Genomic DNA, 20,572 nt, shown 5'->3' with positions numbered 1-20,572 from the left:
ATGAGTAATAAAAAATTTGAAACTTTAGCCGTAAGAACACAATCTGAAACAACTCAGTTTTCTGAGCATTCGGTGCCATTATATTTAACATCAGGATTTGTTTTTGATGATGCTGAAGAAATGCGAGCATCTTTTGCAGAAGAAAAGCAACGCGATCTGTACAGCCGTTACAGTAATCCTAATGTTAACGAATTTGTAGATAAAGTGTGCTTAATGGAGGGGGCAGAAGCTGGTTTTGCTTTTGCTAGTGGTATGGCTGCTGTTTTTTCAACCTTTGCAACATTATTAGATGCGGGAGATCACGTAGTGTCGTGTAGTTCTGTATTTGGGGCTACTCATGGTTTGTTTACAAAATACTTTCCTAAATGGAATATAGAGTGTTCTTATTTTAATGTAAATGAAGTTGAAACCATTGAAAGTTTAATTAAACCAAATACCAAGTTTTTATATGCAGAAACACCAACCAACCCAGGTGTTGACGTGTTGGATTTAGAATACCTAAATGCTATTTGTAAAAAACACAAGATCTTGTTGGTGATCGATAATTGTTTTGCAACACCTTATTTACAACAACCTATAAAATATGGTGCTGATTTGGTGATTCATTCTGCCACCAAGTTAATGGACGGACAAGGGAGAGTTCTTGGAGGTGTTACGGTTGGAAAAAAAGAATTGATTAGAGAAATCTATTTATTTGCAAGACTTACAGGGCCTTCCATGAGTCCTTTTAATGCATGGGTGTTGTCAAAATCATTAGAAACTTTAGCTGTTAGAACTGATAAACATTGTGAAAATGCGCTAAAATTAGCAACATTTTTAGAAGCGCATCCTAAAGTGCAATGGGTAAAATATCCATTTTTAAAGTCGCATCCTAAATACAACATAGCGAAAAAGCAAATGTTATTAGGTGGTAATATAATAGCTTTTGAGGTAAAAGGTGGTTTAGAAGGCGGAAGATCTTTTCTAGATGCCATTAAAATGTGTTCATTATCTGCCAATTTAGGAGATACAAGAACCATAGTAACGCACCCAGCGAGCACTACACACGCTAAAGTAGAAGCTGAAGTAAAAGCTGCGGCAGGGATCACAGATGGTTTGGTGAGAGTTTCAGTTGGTTTAGAGCATATTGATGATATTATTTCCGACTTGAAGCAAGCTTTAAATTAATTACCTTCGCATCATGCTATCTAAAAAAACAAAATACGGATTAAAAGCCCTTACTTTCATAGCCAGAAGCGGAAGTGATATGCCAGTACAAGTAGGAGAAATTGCTAGAAGCGAACAAATACCTCAGAAATTTTTAGAAAGTATTTTACTTAGCTTAAGAAAAACAGGCATTTTAGGTTCTAAAAAAGGAAAGCATGGTGGCTATTATTTAAGAAAGGATCCTTCGGAAGTTTTAATGACCGAGGTAATGCGTGTTCTAGAAGGTCCTATTGCGATGGTGCCTTGTGTAAGTCTGAATTTTTATGAAAAGTGTGATGATTGTCCTGACGAAAATCTTTGCAGTGTTAATAAGCTTATGATTCAAGTACGAGATAGTACACTTGAAGTCTTTAAGAATACGACTTTAAAGGACCTGTCCGATAGATGAATGAAAAAAAATTAAATTATAGTTTGATTTGTAGCAAAAAGTTTTAAATTTGCATTCCCTACTAAATCGATAGGATTAATATAATAGCAAGTAAAATGATTGATCAAGTGTTAACAAATTCAAATCAAAACGAGAAAACGTCCTTTAAGACGGATAGCGCTAAAGAGAAGCCGCTAAGAAGTATTGTAAAGTCTATTAGTTGGAGAATTGTAGGAACTATAGATACCATGATAATTTCTTGGATTGTTACAGGAAAGTTGGATACAGCGCTTTTGATTGGTGGTGTTGAGGTAGTTACAAAAATGGTATTGTACTTCTTTCACGAACGTATTTGGAATAACATTAAATGGGGAAAATAGAGATGATAACGCAAGAGAAAATAAACGAATTAAATACGCTTTTAAAAGACGCCAAGCCATCAGAAATTATCCAGAAGGCTTTTGAACTTAATAAAAAAGCGGTAGTAACAACAAACTTTAGACCTTATGAAGCGGCTATTTTGCATGCTGTGGCTTCTGTAGAAAGTGCCATTCCCGTGGTTTGGTGCGATACAGGTTACAACACACCGCAAACATATAGACACGCCGAAAAAGTAATTAAAGATTTAAACTTAAATGTGTTTTTGTATGTGCCAAAACAAACGTCTTCTCACAGAGATGTAGTTATGGGAATTCCAAGTGTAGATGCTCCAGAGCACGCTTTATTTACAGAACAAGTGAAGTTAGAGCCTTTTAAACGTGCTATGGAAGAACACAAGCCAAAAGTATGGTTTACAAACCTACGTCAAGGGCAAACCGCTTTTAGAGATAGCATCGGTATTTTTAGTGTAAGTAAAGATGGTGTTTTAAAAGTGAGTCCGTTTTACTATTGGTCGGATGCCGATTTGGATACATATCTAGAAGAAAATAAATTACCAAACGAATTTAAATATTTTGATCCAACAAAAGCTTTAGAAAATAGAGAGTGTGGATTACATGCTTAATTAAGTTTAAAGTAAAAGTTAAAAAGTAGAAAGTCACACATCAGAAAACAGTCGTGACGAGAAAAAATAAGATTATGAATAAAGACACTTACGATATTAATTCATTAGAAAATGAAGCGATATACATTATTAGAGAAGTAGCGGCACAGTTTGAAAAACCTGTATTGTTGTTTTCTGGAGGAAAAGATTCTATCACATTGGTGAGATTGGCGGTAAAAGCATTCTATCCTGCTAAAATTCCGTTTCCTTTAATGCATATTGATACAGGTCACAATTTTCCTGAAACTATTGAATTTAGAGATCGACTGGTTAAAGAATTAGGTTTAGAGTTAATTGTTAGAAATGTACAAGATTCTATTGACGAAGGTAAAGTAAAAGAAGAAACTGGTAGATACGCAAGTAGAAACCAACTTCAAACAACCACACTTTTAGATGCTATCGAAGAATTTAAGTTTGATGCTTGTATAGGCGGTGCGCGTCGTGATGAAGAAAAAGCAAGAGCTAAAGAGCGTATTTTTTCTGTACGTGACGATTTTGGACAATGGGATGAAAAAAACCAACGTCCAGAGTTATTTGATATGTTAAATGGTCAAATTAATTTAGGTCAAAATGTACGTTGTTTTCCTATTTCAAACTGGACAGAGTTAGACGTGTGGTCTTATATACAACAAGAAAATATCGAAATACCTTCTATCTATTTTGCTCATAAACGCAAAGTATTCTTAAGAGATGGCATGATTTGGTCTGCAGAAGATGAAGTTGTTTATAGAGATGCTAGCGAAGAAGTGATTGAGGAAATGGTGCGTTTTAGAACCGTTGGCGATATGAGTTGTACGGCTGCTGTATTATCAGAAGCAGCTACAATTTCTAAAGTAGTTGAAGAAATTAGAGATTCTACTATTTCAGAGCGTGGTGCTCGTATTGACGATAAACGTTCAGAAGCAGCGATGGAAAAACGTAAGCAGCAAGGGTATTTCTAAGCTATAGGCAATAAGCTTTAGGTTTTAAGCCGTAAGCCAAATAAAAATTAAGATAAGTTTAAAATGCTTAAAGCGTAAAGCCTAAAGCATAAAGCAAAAAATAAAATGGAAGTATTAAAAATTGCAACAGCAGGAAGTGTAGATGATGGGAAAAGTACCTTAATTGGGCGTATACTTTACGATACAAAATCATTAACGACCGATAAGTTAGAAGCTATAGAAAAAACAAGTAAGCAAAAAGGATATGATTACTTAGATTTTTCATTGGCAACCGATGGATTAGTGGCAGAAAGAGAACAAGGTATTACTATTGATGTGGCGCACATATATTTTTCAACAGCGAAAAAAAGTTACATTATTGCCGATACACCTGGTCACGTGGAATATACACGTAACATGGTTACAGGGGCTTCAACATCGCAAGCATCTATCATTTTAATTGATGCTAGAAAAGGCGTTATTGAGCAAACCAACCGTCACTTCTTTATCAATAATTTATTAAGAGTTAAAGATGTTGTTGTAGCTATCAATAAAATGGATTTGGTTGATTATTCTGAAGAGGTTTATAATAAAATCAAAGCAGATTTCTCTGAATTAATGAGTAAGAGAGATTACCAAGATCAGAAAATCACGTTCATTCCTGTAAGTGCTTTAAAAGGAGATAATGTTGTAAATAAATCTGATAAAATGTCTTGGTATAAAGGTGAAGCCTTATTAGAACATTTAGAGCAATTAGATAAAAAAGATATTTATAATGTGGGTACACCACGTTTCCCTGTGCAATATGTGATTCGTCCAAAAACGGAAGATTTTCACGATTTTAGAGGGTATGCTGGTAAAGTATATGGCGGCGAGTTAAGTGTTGGCGACAACATTTTAGTATTGCCATCAAAAACAAGATCGAAAATTAAAGATATTTATTTCTATGATGAAAAATATCAAACCGCTTCAAGACGTTCGTCTGTTACTATCACTTTAGAAAATGATATTAATGTAAGCAGAGGGGATATGATTGTTTTAGAAAATGATTTGCCTACCATCGATAAACAATTTACAGCTAATATTTGCTGGATGGATTCAACGCCTTTAGAGGTTGGTTCAAAATATGTGTTGCAACATGGTGTAAACAAAGTATTAGCAAAAGTTGAAACTATCAACCATAAAATAAACCCAGATTATTCAGGTATCGATAAAAATGTAAAAGGTTTGGGTGTGAACGATATTGCTTCGGTAACCTTTAAATTCAATAAGCCACTTTTCTTTGATCAATTTAAAAATCACAGAACAAACGGATCGTTCATTCTAATTGATACTCAGAATAACAACACGGTTGGAGCAGGTTTTATTCAATAATCCCCTAACCCTTAATGGGAATTAGGAGAAATTATAAAATAAAAGTTTAACTAAAAAATGACCCAGTAAAGTGCTCCTTCCCTTTGGGGAGGTCGGGTGGGGAAAATGCAAAGTTTTAGAACAGAAATAGAAAATCCAGTTGTTGAAAACGAAATTTTAGAATTATCTAAAAAAATTGAGTTATTCAATACAGGCAAGATCGATGAAGAAAAATTTAGAAGTCTTCGTTTAGCACGTGGTATTTACGGTCAGCGTCAGGAAGGCGTACAAATGATTCGTATTAAATTGCCTTACGGAAAAGTAAAAAGTAATCAGTTACGTAGAATCTCAGACGTGTCTGATGAATATTCTCGTGGTCGTTTACATATTACAACCCGTCAAGATATCCAAATTCATTATGTTGATTTAAATAGAACACCAGAATTGTGGTCTGAATTGGATAAAGACGGAATTACCTTAAGAGAAGCTTGTGGAAACACGGTTCGTAATGTAACGGCTTCAGAACTAGCAGGAATTGATGTAGATGAACCTTTCGATGTGTCACCATATGCCGATGCGTTATTTCGTTTCTTCTTAAGAAATCCTATCTGTCAAGAAATGGGGCGTAAGTTCAAAGTGTCTTTTTCATCTTCTGATGAAGATACAGGACTTTCATATATGCACGATTTAGGTTTTATAACCAAAATCGAAAATGGAGTTCGTGGTTTTAAAGTGATGATTGGTGGTGGCTTAGGGTCGCAACCACGTCATGCAGATGAGTTATATAGCTTTTTACCTTCAGATAAAATCATTCCATTAATGGAAGGTGTCGTGCGTGTTTTCGATCGTTATGGCGAACGTAAAAGTCGTGCAAAAGCAAGAATGAAATTCTTAATTAAAGACATCGGTTTAGATGCCTTTAAAGAATTGGTTGAAGCAGAACAAAAAGCAATTGAGTTTAAAACAGTTGTTATTGATGCTGATGCTTATGAAGCTTCAAAACCAGTATCTGTTGAAGCTCCTCAAGTAGAAATTAAAGATCAATCTGCTTTTGATTTGTGGAAATCAACCAACTTGATTCCTCAAAAACAGGAAGGTTTTGTGGCTATTGGTATTAAAGTGCTTTTAGGTGATTTTTACACAGATAAAGCACGTTTGTTAGCCGATTTAGTAGAAAAATATGCAGCAGGCGAAATTCGTTTGTCGTTGCGTCAAAATATAGTAATTCCTTTTGTAAAAGAAGATTTAGTATCTTTTTTCTATACAGAATTAGAAAAATTAGGCTTCGTTGAAGCAGGTTATAACAAAGCAGTAGATATTACAGCATGTCCTGGAACCGATACCTGTAATTTAGGTATAGCAAGTAGTACAGGTATTGCAGATGAGTTAGAACGTGTTATAAAAGCAGAATACCCACAGTATTTGAAAAATGACGATGTAGTTATAAAAATTAGTGGTTGTATGAATGCTTGTGGACAACACAATATGGCAAATATTGGTTTTCAAGGGATGTCTGTTCGTACACCAGATAAATTAGTAGCACCAGCGTTACAAGTATTATTAGGTGGTGGGAATTTAGGGAATGGAAATGGTTTGTTTTCTGATAAAGTAGTAAAAGTACCAAGTAGAAGAGGACCAGAAGCTTTACGCAGAATTTTAAATGATTATGAAGCAAATGCTGATGGTAAGAAGTTTGTAGAGTATTATAAAGTAACTGGCGACAGATATTTTTATGATTTATTAAACGATCTTCAAGATGTTTCAAACTTAACTCAAGAAGATTTTATTGATTGGGGAGAGGAAGAAAAATATGAAAAAGCAATTGGTATTGGCGAATGTGCTGGCGTGGTTATCGATTTAATTGCCACATTATTTTTAGAGAGTGAAGAGAAAATTGAAAATGCTCAAAAATCATTCAACGAGAAAGTGTATTCAAGTGCTATTTATCATGCATATACCTCTATGGTGAACTCAGCAAAAGCGATGTTGCTTGCTGAAAACAAAAGCACCAATACACATGCAGGTATTGTAAGTCAGTTTGATGAATTATTTGTTGAAAGTGGAAAACTAAATTTAGGAACTTCTTTTTCAGATTTAATTTATCAAATAAATAAAAATGCACCTACAGAAGCCTTTGCGTCAAATTATATAACAAGTGCAAACCAGTTTTTAGAAAAAGTAAGAGCTTTTAGATCTGTAGATACTAAGCTTGAAAACAAAGTGGTTTAATCCCTTAGCCCCAAAGGGGGAATTAGTGAATAGTAGCTTTAAAAACAATAATGAAGAAATTAAAAAACACATCTAATAACATAGTTACAATTCCTCCTTCGGGGGTTAGGGGGAAGTTAACGGTAGTAGGCGCGGGTCCTGGCGATGTGGAATTAATTACCGTAAAAGGAATTAAGGCCATTGAAGCTGCAGATGTGATCTTGTACGATGCGCTTATAAACGAAGAACTTCTTAAATATGCTTCAGCTAATGCAGAGCTTATTTTTGTTGGGAAACGCAAAGGGTGTTATGCGTTTCAACAGGAACAAATTAACGAACTCATAGTAACTAAAGCGAAAGAAAAAGGTCATGTAGTTCGTTTAAAAGGTGGTGACCCTTTTATTTTTGGAAGAGGTGCCGAGGAGATTGATTATGTACAGCAGTTTGGTTTAGAAACCTTTGTAGTACCAGGTATTTCATCATCTATTGCTGTTCCTGCTTACCAAGGCATTCCGTTAACAAAGCGTGGATCTTCAGAGAGTTTTTGGGTGATAACAGGAACTACGAAAGCACATCAATTATCTGATGATGTTGCTATTGCAGCAAAATCTACTGCTACGGTTGTTATTTTGATGGGGATGGGGAAATTGGATGAAATCGTTCGAATTTTTTCAGCTGAAAACAAACAAGATACGCCAATTGCGATTATTCAAGAAGGTACTACCGAAAATGAAAAATTTGGTTTCGGTACTATTAGCACAATAACAAAAGTGGTTGAAGAAAAGCAATTAGCCAACCCTGCCATTATTGTTATTGGCGATGTTGTAAAAGAACGGGTTCAATTAACATCTATTTATAGTGAAGTAGCTAGAAATTCATGAAAAAAGCAGCTTCAAATATAATCGGTTTGAGTGAGCAAGTTTCCCCTTTGGGGACGGAAGGGGATGGAAGGAATAATTTATATCCTATTTTTTTAAAACTAAAAAGCCTAAACGTACTTATTATAGGAGGAGGCCATGTGGCTGAAGAAAAATTAACCTTTCTTTTAAAGTCAAGTCCAGATGCTAAAGTGACCATGGTGTCGCCTATGTTTAGAGAAGCTACTATTGCCTTAGCAAAAACAGGCGATGTTAAGTTGATAAAAAGACGTTATAGTAAGCGATATTTAAAAGGAAAGCATATTGTTATTGCAACTACCGATGTGCCTAGAGTAAACGTAGAAGTATACAAACATTGTAGAAAGCGTAGTATTTTGGTAAATGTTGCCGACAATCCACCATATTGTGATTTTTATATGGGAGGAATCGTAACTAAAGGTAATGTGAAGGTGGCTATTTCGACCAATGGAAAGTCGCCAACAACAGCCAAACGTTTACGTCAGTTTTTTGAGGATGTCATCCCAGAAAATGTAGACGATTTGGTAAAGAATTTAAACGAATATAGAAAAACAATAAAAGGTGATTTTGAACAAAAGGTGGAAACACTTAACGAATTTACCAAAGGATTAATTGAGAAAAAAGAGTCTTAAAATGATTAAAACAGATATACTTATAATAGGGGCTGGGCCAACAGGATTATTTACAGTTTTTGAAGCAGGATTGTTAAAACTTAAATGTCATTTAATTGATGCGTTACCACAACCAGGAGGGCAATGTTCAGAAATTTATCCTAAAAAACCTATTTACGATATACCAGGATTTCCAGAAGTATTAGCAGGCGATTTAACTAAAAACTTGTTAGAACAAGGGAAGCAATTCGAACCAGGGTTTACCATGGGTGAGCGTGCCGAAACTATTGATAAATTAGAAGACGGAACGTTTATTGTAACAACCAATAAAGGAACAAAACACCATGCTCCTGTGGTTGCTATAGCGGGAGGTTTAGGTTCTTTTGAACCAAGAAAACCAGGGTTAGATAACCTAGATATTTATGAAGATAATGGGTTAGAGTATTTTATCAAAGATCCAGAAGTATATAGAAATAAACGCGTAGTGATTTCTGGAGGAGGAGATTCTGCTTTAGATTGGAGTATCTTTTTAGCCGATGTGGCTTCAGAAGTAACTTTAATTCACAGAAGAAATGAATTTAGAGGCGCTTTAGATTCTGTTGAAAAAGTAAGTGAACTGAAAAACTTAGGAAAAATAAATTTAATAACCCCTGCCGAGGTTACAGAACTACATGGTGATGGTAAAATTGAAGCGCTAACAGTAAATAAAGATGGTGAAGATTTTCGTTTAGAAACGGATCATTTCATTCCTTTATTTGGTTTGTCTCCAAAATTAGGACCTATTGGAAATTGGGGTTTAGAAATAGAAAAAAATGCCATTAAAGTTGATAATTCATTAAATTATCAAACGAACATACCAGGTGTTTTTGCTATTGGAGATGTAAATACCTATCCAGAAAAATTAAAGTTAATCCTTTGTGGATTCCACGAAGCCACCTTAATGTGTCAAGCAGCTTATAGAATTATCAACCCAGGTAAAAAATATGTATTGAAATATACAACGGTGAGTGGTATTGATGGTTTTGATGGGTCTCGAAAAGAAGCACCGAAAGCAGTGGTTCAATCTATTCAATAAATAGATGAATATTTTATCTAAGTTGCTAAATGTTGTAAATTTCAAGATTATATAACGACAACTATTTAGATAATCAAAATTTTTGATATGGAGCCTTGCAATGAATTAAATAACAAATTGACTCATAAAAAGTATAATATTCGTTTAAAAGATGTTGTAAAATCTTTTACGAAAGACTTATTCTATTATTTATTTGATGCACATGATGATGAATTAAAATGTCTTAGAAAAACATTTTTAAAAATAGCAGATAACTTTAAAATTGATAATGGTGAAGCTGTTTGGGACGCCTTTCAAGGCAAGTTTCAATCCATACGCGAAAAATTAGATTTAGATGCCATTGCGGTTGTGAATTTTGATCCTGCTACTAAAAGTCTAGAGGAAGTTTATCTAGCATGTCCTGGGTTTTATGCAATCTCGATATATCGTTTGAGTCATGAGTTATATGTTCTTAATGTTCCTATCATTCCTAGAATGATGAGTGAATATGTCCATGGTATTACTGGCATTGATATTCATCCAGGAGCAACTATTGGTGATTCTTTTTTCGTCGATCACGGAACAGGAATTGTGATAGGTGAAACATCTATTATAAAAAATAACGTAAAGATTTTTCAAGGCGTTACGTTAGGTGGTATTCAAGTGAAGAAAAGTTTAGAGTCTACCAAACGTCATCCAACTATCGAAGATAATGTAACTATTTATGCTAATGCAACCATTTTAGGTGGCGATATTGTAATAGGTGCAAACAGTACTATTGGAGCGAATGTGTGGATTACAGAATCGGTTCCAGAAAACTCATTAGTAACCTATCAAACCGAAATAAAAATTAGACCCAAAAAGAATGGCATCCGTTAAAGGTATTTTAGATCAAATAGGCAACACGCCGCTTGTGGAAGCAAGTCATCTTATTTCTAAAAAAGGTGTGAAATTATATTTAAAGCTCGAAGGGGATAACCCAGGAGGAAGCGTGAAAGATCGTGCAGCTTTTAATATGATTAATGAAGCTTTAAAGCGAGGTGATATCAAAAAAGGAGACTATTTGGTAGAAGCAACTAGTGGTAACACAGGAATTGCTTTAGCATTTATAGCAAATTTATTGGGAGTACATATGGTACTAATCATGCCTGAAAATTCTACTGAAGAACGTGTTAAAACCATGCGTGCCTATGGTGCTGAGGTTATTTTAACGCCTGCGAATGTTGGAATTGAAGGTTCCCGAGATTTAGCATTTCAATTAAGGGATGAAAAAGGTTATACTCTTTTAAATCAGTTTGAAAATGCCGATAATTGGAAAGCGCATTATAAAACGACTGGGCCTGAAATTTGGAATGATACCGATGGTGAGGTAACACATTTTGTGTCTGCGATGGGAACCACAGGAACCATTATGGGCGTTTCAACATATTTAAAAGAAAAAAATAAAAACATCAGTATAATAGGCGCGCAACCAGAAGATGGTGCTAAAATACCTGGCATAAGAAAATGGTCGCCCGAGTATGTGCCTAAATTTTTTGATCGTTCCAAAGTAGATGTCGTTGTAGATGTTAGTGAACACGATGCTAAAACCACAACACAACGTTTGGCTAAAGAAGAAGGTGTATTTGCAGGTATGAGCAGTGGGGGTTCCGTATATTGTGCTTTAAAAATTGCAGAAACTATTGAAGAAGGTGTTATTGTAGCTATTATTTGCGATAGAGGTGATCGCTATTTGTCTTCATCATTATTTGAGTAAATCGGGCAATTTTACTCAATTTACTGTGAATTTAAAAAAATGTGTGGTATTTTTGCCCACGAGTTCATAAACGTATTAATTGTGTTATCAAGAAAGGTAGAGGGAATAGACCCGTTGAAACCTTGGCAACCCTTTATCTTGTAAAGAAGGTGCTACGTTCTACTAGTATTCTCAAAGAATATTGGAAAGATAACGAAAAGTGTTTCTTTTACTTTTCTTGATGACATACAGATATAAAAATATCAACATGTCAAACATACATAAAGTTTTACAAGACCGTATTTTAGTACTAGATGGTGCTATGGGAACCATGCTTCAACAGTATAAATTTAATGAAGAGGATTTTAGAGGCGAACGCTTTAAAGACTATCCAACACCATTGCAGGGTAATAACGATTTGTTATCACTTACACAGCCCGAAGCTATTAAAACCATTCACGGAAAATATTTTGAAGCAGGAGCAGATATTGTTGAAACCAATACATTCTCGGGTACAACTATTGCTATGGCCGATTATCAAATGGAAGATTTAGTTTACGAACTAAATTACGAGTCTGCCAAAATAGCAAAAGAAGTTGCAGAGGAATTCACAAAACGTGAACCAAATAAACCCCGATTTGTAGCAGGTTCTATTGGGCCAACGAATCGTACCGCTAGCATGTCGCCTGATGTCAATGATCCTGGTTATAGAGCCGTGACTTTTGATGAATTGCGAATTGCATATAAACAACAAGTGGAAGCGTTGTTAGATGGTGGTGCTGACTTATTATTGGTAGAAACCGTTTTCGATACGCTAAACGCAAAAGCAGCCTTATTTGCTATTGAAGAAGTAAAAGAAGAACGGAATATCGATGTGCCTATTATGTTAAGTGGTACTATTACCGATGCATCAGGTAGAACATTATCAGGTCAAACCGCTGAAGCTTTTTTAATCTCTGTATCGCATATTCCATTATTATCCATTGGATTCAACTGTGCTCTAGGTGCTAACTTATTACAACCCCATTTAGAAGCCATTGCTAATAAAACAGATTTTGCTATTTCAGCGCACCCTAATGCGGGTTTACCAAATGCCTTTGGAGAGTACGACGAAACTGCTGAGGAAATGGGCGAACAAATTGAAGAGTATTTAAAAAAGGATTTAATTAATATTATAGGTGGTTGTTGTGGTACAACCCCAGAGCACATTAAAACGATTGCAGATATAGCTGCTAAATATAAACCTCGTCGTCATGCTGAATATGTTTCAGTATCTCAATAATTAGATGAACATGAAAGAAAAGGTTGAACGAAAATACATGAGACTTTCAGGATTGGAGCCACTAATCCTAAACGAAAACAGCAATTTTATAAATGTTGGTGAGCGTACTAATGTAGCAGGTTCACGAAAGTTTTTAAGACTTATTAAAGACGAACAGTTTGATGAAGCTTTAGCAATTGCACGTCATCAAGTAGATGGCGGTGCACAAATTATCGATATAAATATGGACGACGGCCTTATAGACGGAAAAGAGTCTATGGTGCGTTTTCTGAATTTAATTGCTGCTGAACCAGATATTTCTCGTGTGCCTATCATGATTGATAGTTCTAAATGGGAAATTATCGAAGCTGGGCTTCAAGTCGTGCAAGGTAAATGCGTGGTTAATTCCATTTCTTTAAAAGAAGGTGAAGACAAGTTTATAGCGGAAGCAAAAAAAATTAAACGTTACGGAGCAGCTGTAGTCATCATGGCTTTTGATGAGGTTGGACAAGCCGATAATTACGACAGACGTATTGAAATAGCAAAACGATCGTATGATGTTTTAGTTGATAAAGTAGGCTTTCCCTCCGAAGATATTATTTTCGATTTGAATATTTTTCCTGTAGCAACAGGAATGGATGAGCATAAACGAAATGCCATCGATTTTATAGAAGCCACGCGTTGGGTACGTGAGAATTTGCCAAACGTAAGTGTGAGTGGAGGTGTGAGTAATGTGTCGTTTTCATTTAGAGGGAATGATGGGGTTCGTGAAGCGATGCATTCGGTGTTTCTATACTACGCAATTCAAGCGGGTATGAATATGGGGATTGTGAATCCATCGCTTTTAGAAGTGTATGATGATATTCCAAAAGATTTATTAGAACGTGTTGAAGATGTTATTTTAGACAGACGTGATGATGCGACTGAACGTTTATTAGACTTTGCTGAAACCGTGAAAGGTTCTAAAGTTGAAAAAGGCGTGGATTTATCATGGCGAGAAAACCCAGTTCAAGATCGTATCACACATGCCTTGGTAAAAGGTATTGATGCTTTTATTATTGAAGATGTGGAAACAGCTCGATTGCAAGCCGAAAAACCTATTGATGTTATTGAAGGACATTTAATGATTGGGATGAATGTGGTAGGCGATTTGTTTGGAGCAGGAAAAATGTTCTTGCCTCAGGTTGTAAAATCGGCGCGTGTTATGAAAAAAGCCGTTGGTTATTTGAATCCGTTTATTGAAGCCGAAAAAGGGGAGTTTCAACAAGCTATTGGTAAGGTGTTAATGGCAACCGTAAAAGGTGATGTACATGATATTGGCAAAAATATTGTGAGTGTGGTTTTAGCTTGTAATAATTATGAAATAGTCGATTTGGGGGTTATGGTACCACCTGAAAAAATTATAGCAGAAGCAAAAGCACATAATGTAGATGTTATTGGGTTGTCAGGATTAATCACGCCATCGCTTGATGAAATGGTGTATTTGGCAAAAGAGATGGAGCGCCAAAATTTCATCTTGCCCTTACTTATTGGTGGTGCAACCACATCAAAAGCACATACCGCTGTAAAAATTGATCCACAGTATAAAAATGCAGTGGTTCATGTGAATGATGCTTCAAGAGCTGTAACCGTTGTGGGTGATTTACTGAATAAGAAAACAGCCAATGAATATGTGGCCAACTTGAAAAAAGATTATGATGAATTCCGTACCAAGTTTTTAAAACGTGGTAAAGAGAAATCATATATTTCAATTAATGAAGCCCGAAAAAGGAAGTTTAAAATAGATTGGGAAACATCTGAAATTTCAAAACCAAATGAATTAGGTATTCAAGTTTTAAAGCAATTAAGTTTAAAAGAGTTAGAACCTTTTATAGATTGGAGTCCGTTTTTTAGAAGTTGGGATTTACACGGTAAATATCCAGATATTTTAACCGATGAGGTTGTTGGCGAGCAAGCTACCATTATGTATGATGAGGCACAAACCATGATAAAAGAAATCATAGCGAAGCAATTATTAAAACCGAGAGCTGTTTTTGGTTTGTTTGAAGCGAATGCGATACACGACGATGATATTTCTATTCAGAAAAAGGGAAAGGAAATAGCTGTTTTTAGAACCTTGCGTCAGCAATTAAGCAAAAGAGAAGGGATTCCAAATATTGCTTTAGCCGATTTTATTGCACCAAAAGAAACTGGAAAAACCGATTATATGGGTGCGTTCTGTGTTGCTATTTTTGGAGCACAAGAGCTAGCGGATAGTTATAGAGCCAAAGAAGATGATTACAATGCGATTATGGCGCAAGCCATTGCGGATAGGTTTGCAGAAGCTTTAGCTGAATATTTGCATAAACAAGTGCGAACGAAACATTGGGGTTATGATTCAGATGAAAATCTAACTAATAATGATTTAATTAAAGAAAGTTATAAAGGGATTCGTCCGGCTCCAGGGTATCCAGCATGTCCTGATCATTTAGAAAAGGAAACAATTTGGGAGTTGTTGGAAGTTGAAAAAATAATAGGTGTTACTCTAACAGAAAGTTTAGCCATGTGGCCTGCAGCAGCTGTTTCGGGTTATTATTTTGGAAATCCCGAAGCAAAGTATTTTGGCTTAGGAAAAATAACCGATGACCAAGTAACTGATTATTCGGTTCGTAAAGGGATCACCAAAGAAAAAGCTAGAAAGTGGTTGCATCCAACTATTGCCGATGAGTAATTCAACCTGCAAGATTTGTCAAAGTTTAGACCTCACATGTTTTTAAAGCCTGTTAGGTCTGGTAAAAAAATAATATGAAAGATAACTTTATAGAATTAACATTAGGTAGTTATATTATTTCTCACGGTTACAACAGTAAAAATAAAGAAATGATGGAACCCATTCCTTCAGAAAATTTTGCAAAGAAACTAATTCCAGTTTCTAGAATAAAGTCCATTAGTGAAAAATATATTTTAACCGATTATGTGGATGGTAGATGGATTTATTGGGAATATGAAGAAGAATATGAAGACGTTAAAAAGTTATTGCTTTAATTTGCGTTAGCGATTACTCATGCATATTGTTTTGATAAATTAGAAATCGTGAATGCTCCGCATTTGCAGTGGAAAGCCCACAGCAAGGTACGAGCGAGGACTTGTAACGAAAAGAGCGACCCTTGTGGTAAGGCCCAAAAAGTAAAAATATTAACTAATTAAAAGTCCCTTTGGGGATTTAAGGGAATGAAAGTAACCGATCACATAAAAAAAGCCAACGGCAAAACATTATTTTCGTTTGAAGTGGTGCCACCTCAAAAAGGTAAAAACATTCAGGATTTGTATAATAATATAGATCCATTAATGGAGTTTAAACCACCGTTTATTGATGTAACAACTTCTAGAGAAGAATATGTATATGTTGATAAAGGTAACGGTCTTTTAGATAAGCGTATTACGCGTTTGCGCCCTGGAACAGTTGGTATTTGTGCTTCTATTATGCATAAATATAATATTGATGCCATTCCGCATTTGTTATGTGGTGGTTTTACGAAGGAAGAAACCGAGTATGTTTTAGTAGATTGTCACTATTTAGGTATTGATAATGTGGTGGCACTACGTGGTGATTCTAGAAAAGATGAACCTTATTTTATACCAACCGAGGGCGGGAATTGCTATGCCAGTGAATTGGTACAGCAAATAACTGACTTAAATAATGGAAAATATTTGCACGACGAAATAGAGGTAGAACACAATTACGATTTCTGTGTTGGTGTTGCAGGATATCCAGAAAAGCACATGGAAGCGCCTTCGTTTAATACCGATTTAAAACGTTTGAAAGCGAAGGTAGATGCAGGAGCCGATTACGTAGTAACGCAAATGTTTTTTGATAACAAAAAGTATTTCGACTTTGTAGAGAAAGCCAGAGCTATAGGTATTACAGTGCCTATTATTCCAGGTATAAAACCACTTGCCGTAAAGCGTCACTTACAAGTGTTGCCACAAGTTTTTAAAATAGACTTACCTGAAGATCTTATTGATGCGGTGGAGGCTTGCAAAGACAATAAGGCTGTTAGACAAGTGGGGATTGAGTTTGCCATTCAGCAATCTAAAGAATTAAAAGCGGCAGGTGTGCCATTTTTACATTACTACTCGATGGGTAAAAGTGATAATATAAAAGCGATTGCATCGGAGTTGTTTTAATTAAACGACTACTTTTACTCATAGTAAATTTGTTAATGAAGCCATTTTTAATCTACACTTTTTTAATTTTAACACTTATTGGTTTTTCGCAAGACAAACAACATACATCGTATGTGGATGTTAATTATTTTAAAGGGAACATTGCATTGCACAACAACGACATTCTACATTTAATTAACGGACATCCTGAAGGTGTCATTTTAAGTTGGAACAAAAAAACCTACGGATTTAACGATTGGGAACAACGTTTTAACTACCCCGATTATGGTGTGACTTTTTCATATCAAAATCTCAAAAATAAGGTTTTAGGTAAAAACACATCACTTTATGCACATTATAATTTCTATTTTTTAAATCGGAATTTAATGTTTCGTATAGGACAAGGAATTGCGTATGTTCCCAACCCTTATAATAAAGAAAAGAACTATAGGAACATTGCTTATGGTTCTCATTTATTAAGTAGTACTCTCGTAATACTTAATTATAAAAAAGAAAGGATTATTGATAACTTTGGTTTACAAGCAGGGTTTTCATTGCTTCATTATTCTAATGGGAATGTAAAAGCGCCAAATGCAAGTACGAATACAATTGCTTTTAATTTGGGTGTGACTTATAATTTGGATACAGAAGAACCTTCATATATTACCACCATAGCTGATGGTGAAAAAGAAAAATTTGCCCAACCCATAAAATATAATTTCGTTTTTAGAAGTGGTATTAACGAAAGTGATGTAGTGGGTAGCGGCCAGTATCCATTTTATATTGTTTCAGCGTATGCTGATAAACGTATTAATATAAAAAGCGCATTTCAGGTTGGAACTGATGTGTTCTTTTCAAACTTTTTAAAAGAATTAATTTATTATAAAAGTATCTCATTTCCTGAAGAAAATGTATCTGGAGATGAAGATTACAAGCGTGTTGGTGTTTTTGTAGGTCATGAATTGTTTGTTAATAAAACCTCTATAGAAACGCAATTGGGATATTATGTGTATTACCCGTTTGATTTTGAAGGAAAAACTTATTTAAGAATTGGGTTGAAGCGTTATATTAACGAGAAGTGGTTTGGTGCTCTAACTTTAAAAACACATGGAGCCAAAGCAGAAGCTATTGAATTAGGAATAGGAGTAAGATTGTAAAAATGAAAAAACTAACATACATATTAATTTCTATTTTATTTCTTTCATGTAATAGTGAAAATGCTGGTGATTGTTTTCAAACTACAGGAACTGTTATTCAACAAGAAATCAATGTTTCTACATTTGATAAAATATTGGTGAATAGAGATATTGAGTTAATAATTAAAGATGGTATAGAGCAGAAAGTCGTTATTGAAACAGGTGAAAATTTATTAAATGACGTGGAAGCAGTTGTTGAGGAGGGCAAACTAATCCTTACAGATAATAACTCCTGTAATTATGTTCGAAATTATGGAGTTACTAAAGTATATGTAACGGCAGCAAATATTACTGAAATAAGAAGCTCCACACAATATGAAGTGCGTTCAGAGGGCGTTTTAACCTATTCGAATCTTACTATCTTAGCTGAAGATTACAATGCGCCAAATTCGTTTACAAACGGAAACTTTAGATTACAAATAGATAATGATGCTTTTAATTTAGTATTTAACAACTTGTCTAATTGTTTTATTTCAGGTAAAACAAATAATCTTAATATCACTTTTGCATCAGGTACCTCACGTTTTGAAGGGGCCAATTTAATAGCTCAAAATGTAATATTTTGGAACCGGAGCTCTAATGATATGATTATAAATCCGCAACAATCACTAACAGGTCAAATTTCAAGTACAGGCAACGTTATATCAGTAACTATTCCTCCAGTTGTAGATGTTCAAGAAGTATATAAAGGACGGTTAATTTTTAATTAAATTTACCGTTTGTTTGGCAATTTCTAACACTTCTACCTTAAAGTTTGTTTGCTATGTGAAATTTAAAACTTCGCATTTATACTAAATATTTAAGTCACATCTTATTGTTAAAATGTGGCGTATAAAACTCAATTCTTATCTTTTAATATTGTTTCGAAGTCACAGACTTCGCAGAGCGGGCTATATTATCTAGTTTTAGTTTGGATGGAAACTATCGTACCTTTTTCTTTTATACAGTAGTCGAAATTTTCAATAATAATAATAATATCTATCCAATTACTGTAGCAAAACTTACAAAGTATAAGCCTGTCCCCCTAATTTAAAAACTAGCTGTTTTAGAAATTAGTTGGTTCCTGAGTAAACTGTTAATTTTGGCATGTTTTGCTATTTTTGGTATATTTTAAATGTTTTTGTATTTTTAACATGGAGTCACTTTATCTACGGAGTATCTACGAAGGAACTACGGAGCATCTAGGAAGGTGACCCGTCCTTGACCCGTCATGTTTGTTATACGAAGTTTAAAACTTCCCATCTTACAGATGTATTCTAAAAACCTATTTCTACAATGTAAACTTCAATAAATTGTATTTGCTTACTCAATACAATACGAAGTTATAAACTTCGCACAGCATACTTCGAAAAACGGTTAGCCACGGACTTAGTAAAGCTGAATTGAAATATATTTTACTTTTCTTAGTGTTATGCTTCGAAGCCACAGACTTCGCAGAGCGGAGTAAACTCTTTTTCCTTATCGATAATATCATTCAGAACTTTAAAATTAAAAAAGCTTTTTCATAAAAAAACCACAACTTTTATATTGTGGTTCTTTACTTTGTTTTTTCTTAGTCTTACCGCCACTAGTTTTAAAAACTAGCGGGAGCGGATACTAGGGAACAACGGGGCATAAAACAATATGCATACAACTCTATACCCTTTTCTTCTATGCAAAAGCCTATGCTTTAAGGTATTACATTAGAATATAACTGTCTTGTAAAAACGTTTATCCAGTTTATGGTTGCAAAACTTACAAAATATAGTCTTTGCTTATTATAAAATTTATAACTTCTGCTCATAATTCTAAAATAATAAAACTCTGCTACACAAATTTAATACAAATTTTATTCGCTACCGCTAAGCTGTGCTTAGTGGCCGTAAACTAGCTAAAAAAATCCTTTACAAAAATTTGTAAAAGCTTTTCTTATATTTATATTATTAGACTTTCTTACTCTTACCGCCACTAGCAAATGCTAGCGGTAGCCGTTGTGGATATACTAGCGGCAGCAGGGGGCTTCCAAGATTGTAGATGTTCTTGAAGTAAGCTTGGATTTCTTAATTGGTAAGCTAGATGTTGAAGTTGACAATACCTTGCTTAAACGTGTCATTGAGGTACAGCAAATGAACGAGGATGATAGGGAGCATATTCTTTATACCCTTGATACCTTGATTAAGTCCGTGAAGCTTAAATCTATTGCATAAAAAAACCACATTCTATCTCTAAAATGCGGCTTCTCTTTTTTTATTTCTTACTCGATACGCCACCAGTTGCAAACTGGCGGTAGCGCATACTAGGGAACAGCGGGGGGCTATTAAAATAAAGCCCATAAAAATCCTCACAATTATAACAATGATGGTTTCATAATAGACAACATTTTAGATTGCTCATTCACTTGGGTATTATATTGGATATTAAGTCTATCAAAAATAAACTCGGTTTGGTTGGTTTCCTCTGCTGCTTTGTTGAGGGCTAAAATTTTGTCGTCAAACAAGTTTATGTTTGACTTAAACTTTGGCTTAACGACTACCCTTTTAAAATGTGTTGTTCAACAACTTCCAAGACATGCTGCAGCGGATAAAAATCAATCATTTG

At 34.8% G+C, this 20,572-nt stretch carries 19 protein-coding genes and 1 riboswitch; of the genes, 18 read left to right on the top strand and 1 reads right to left on the bottom strand.

Annotated elements, in window-relative coordinates; all coding sequences use genetic code 11:
• The 18 genes from QLS71_RS04570 (at nucleotide 1) to QLS71_RS04485 (ending at nucleotide 18,705) form a co-directional block, all read left to right on the top strand.
• Nucleotides 1-1,167: an aminotransferase class I/II-fold pyridoxal phosphate-dependent enzyme gene (locus QLS71_RS04570; RefSeq protein WP_308990736.1), complete on the top strand. Its 1,167-nt coding sequence runs from the start codon at nucleotides 1-3 to the stop codon at nucleotides 1,165-1,167.
• A gap of 13 nt (nucleotides 1,168-1,180) precedes the next feature.
• Nucleotides 1,181-1,594 carry an Rrf2 family transcriptional regulator gene (locus tag QLS71_RS04565; protein WP_308990735.1) on the top strand — a complete coding sequence of 138 codons (414 nt, stop codon included), beginning with the start codon at nucleotides 1,181-1,183 and terminating at the stop codon, nucleotides 1,592-1,594.
• A gap of 95 nt (nucleotides 1,595-1,689) precedes the next feature.
• Nucleotides 1,690-1,953 (top strand): DUF2061 domain-containing protein, encoded by a 264-nt coding sequence (locus QLS71_RS04560; RefSeq protein ID WP_308990734.1) that lies wholly within the window; start codon nucleotides 1,690-1,692, stop codon nucleotides 1,951-1,953.
• 2 nt (nucleotides 1,954-1,955) lie between these two features.
• On the top strand, nucleotides 1,956-2,576 hold the full coding sequence (locus QLS71_RS04555) for a phosphoadenosine phosphosulfate reductase family protein (RefSeq protein ID WP_308990804.1): 621 nt from the start codon (nucleotides 1,956-1,958) through the stop codon (nucleotides 2,574-2,576).
• Nucleotides 2,577-2,650: 74 nt separating this feature from the next.
• A complete protein-coding gene (gene cysD, locus QLS71_RS04550) occupies nucleotides 2,651-3,556 on the top strand; it encodes a sulfate adenylyltransferase subunit CysD (RefSeq protein WP_308990733.1) in 906 nt (301 codons plus the stop codon).
• A gap of 105 nt (nucleotides 3,557-3,661) precedes the next feature.
• Entirely contained in the window at nucleotides 3,662-4,909 is a 1,248-nt protein-coding gene (locus QLS71_RS04545) for a GTP-binding protein (RefSeq protein ID WP_308990732.1), read from the top strand.
• Between the two features lie 105 nt (nucleotides 4,910-5,014).
• Complete coding sequence (locus tag QLS71_RS04540; RefSeq protein WP_308990731.1) at nucleotides 5,015-7,117, top strand: HEPN domain-containing protein; 2,103 nt, start codon at nucleotides 5,015-5,017, stop codon at nucleotides 7,115-7,117.
• A gap of 50 nt (nucleotides 7,118-7,167) precedes the next feature.
• On the top strand, nucleotides 7,168-7,977 hold the full coding sequence (gene cobA, locus QLS71_RS04535; protein ID WP_308990730.1) for a uroporphyrinogen-III C-methyltransferase: 810 nt from the start codon (nucleotides 7,168-7,170) through the stop codon (nucleotides 7,975-7,977).
• Nucleotides 7,974-8,624, top strand: a complete 651-nt coding sequence (locus QLS71_RS04530; protein ID WP_308990729.1) for a bifunctional precorrin-2 dehydrogenase/sirohydrochlorin ferrochelatase — start codon at nucleotides 7,974-7,976, stop codon at nucleotides 8,622-8,624. Before cobA ends, QLS71_RS04530 begins: the two co-directional genes overlap by 4 nt.
• A 1-nt stretch (nucleotide 8,625) precedes the next feature.
• Nucleotides 8,626-9,678, top strand: coding sequence for an NAD(P)/FAD-dependent oxidoreductase (locus tag QLS71_RS04525; protein ID WP_308990728.1), 1,053 nt, complete (start codon nucleotides 8,626-8,628; stop codon nucleotides 9,676-9,678).
• An 87-nt stretch (nucleotides 9,679-9,765) separates the two neighbouring features.
• Nucleotides 9,766-10,536: a serine O-acetyltransferase EpsC gene (gene epsC / locus QLS71_RS04520; RefSeq protein ID WP_308990727.1), complete on the top strand. Its 771-nt coding sequence runs from the start codon at nucleotides 9,766-9,768 to the stop codon at nucleotides 10,534-10,536.
• The gene (cysM, locus tag QLS71_RS04515) at nucleotides 10,523-11,413 is read left to right on the top strand and encodes a cysteine synthase CysM (RefSeq protein WP_308990726.1); all 891 of its coding nucleotides are present in this window, start codon (nucleotides 10,523-10,525) and stop codon (nucleotides 11,411-11,413) included. Before epsC ends, cysM begins: the two co-directional genes overlap by 14 nt.
• Nucleotides 11,414-11,494: 81 nt before the next feature.
• A riboswitch (SAM riboswitch) is annotated at nucleotides 11,495-11,609 on the top strand.
• 51 nt (nucleotides 11,610-11,660) lie between these two features.
• A complete protein-coding gene (locus QLS71_RS04510; RefSeq protein ID WP_308990725.1) occupies nucleotides 11,661-12,674 on the top strand; it encodes a homocysteine S-methyltransferase family protein in 1,014 nt (337 codons plus the stop codon).
• Nucleotides 12,675-12,684: 10 nt separating this feature from the next.
• Nucleotides 12,685-15,363, top strand: a complete 2,679-nt coding sequence (gene metH / locus QLS71_RS04505) for a methionine synthase (RefSeq protein ID WP_308990724.1) — start codon at nucleotides 12,685-12,687, stop codon at nucleotides 15,361-15,363.
• 74 nt (nucleotides 15,364-15,437) lie between these two features.
• The gene (locus QLS71_RS04500) at nucleotides 15,438-15,677 is read left to right on the top strand and encodes a hypothetical protein (RefSeq protein WP_308990723.1); all 240 of its coding nucleotides are present in this window, start codon (nucleotides 15,438-15,440) and stop codon (nucleotides 15,675-15,677) included.
• A 186-nt stretch (nucleotides 15,678-15,863) separates the two neighbouring features.
• Nucleotides 15,864-16,820: a methylenetetrahydrofolate reductase [NAD(P)H] gene (gene metF / locus QLS71_RS04495; protein ID WP_308990722.1), complete on the top strand. Its 957-nt coding sequence runs from the start codon at nucleotides 15,864-15,866 to the stop codon at nucleotides 16,818-16,820.
• Nucleotides 16,821-16,855: 35 nt separating this feature from the next.
• Nucleotides 16,856-17,956 carry an acyloxyacyl hydrolase gene (locus QLS71_RS04490; RefSeq protein WP_308990721.1) on the top strand — a complete coding sequence of 367 codons (1,101 nt, stop codon included), beginning with the start codon at nucleotides 16,856-16,858 and terminating at the stop codon, nucleotides 17,954-17,956.
• A 2-nt stretch (nucleotides 17,957-17,958) separates the two neighbouring features.
• On the top strand, nucleotides 17,959-18,705 hold the full coding sequence (locus QLS71_RS04485; RefSeq protein WP_308990720.1) for a head GIN domain-containing protein: 747 nt from the start codon (nucleotides 17,959-17,961) through the stop codon (nucleotides 18,703-18,705).
• Nucleotides 18,706-20,321: 1,616 nt separating this feature from the next.
• On the opposite strand, the gene QLS71_RS04480 is transcribed toward QLS71_RS04485, so the two are convergent.
• The gene (locus tag QLS71_RS04480) at nucleotides 20,322-20,471 is read right to left on the bottom strand and encodes a hypothetical protein (protein WP_308990719.1); all 150 of its coding nucleotides are present in this window, start codon (nucleotides 20,469-20,471) and stop codon (nucleotides 20,322-20,324) included.
• Between the last annotated feature and the right edge of the window lie 101 nt (nucleotides 20,472-20,572).

Origin of the sequence: Mariniflexile litorale (assembly GCF_031128465.2) — a bacterium.
In the GTDB taxonomy this organism is placed as follows: Bacteria; Bacteroidota; Bacteroidia; order Flavobacteriales; family Flavobacteriaceae; genus Mariniflexile; species Mariniflexile litorale.
The sequence above is the reverse complement of the archived record's forward strand: the minus strand, read 5'-3'. Positions and strand labels throughout refer to the sequence as shown.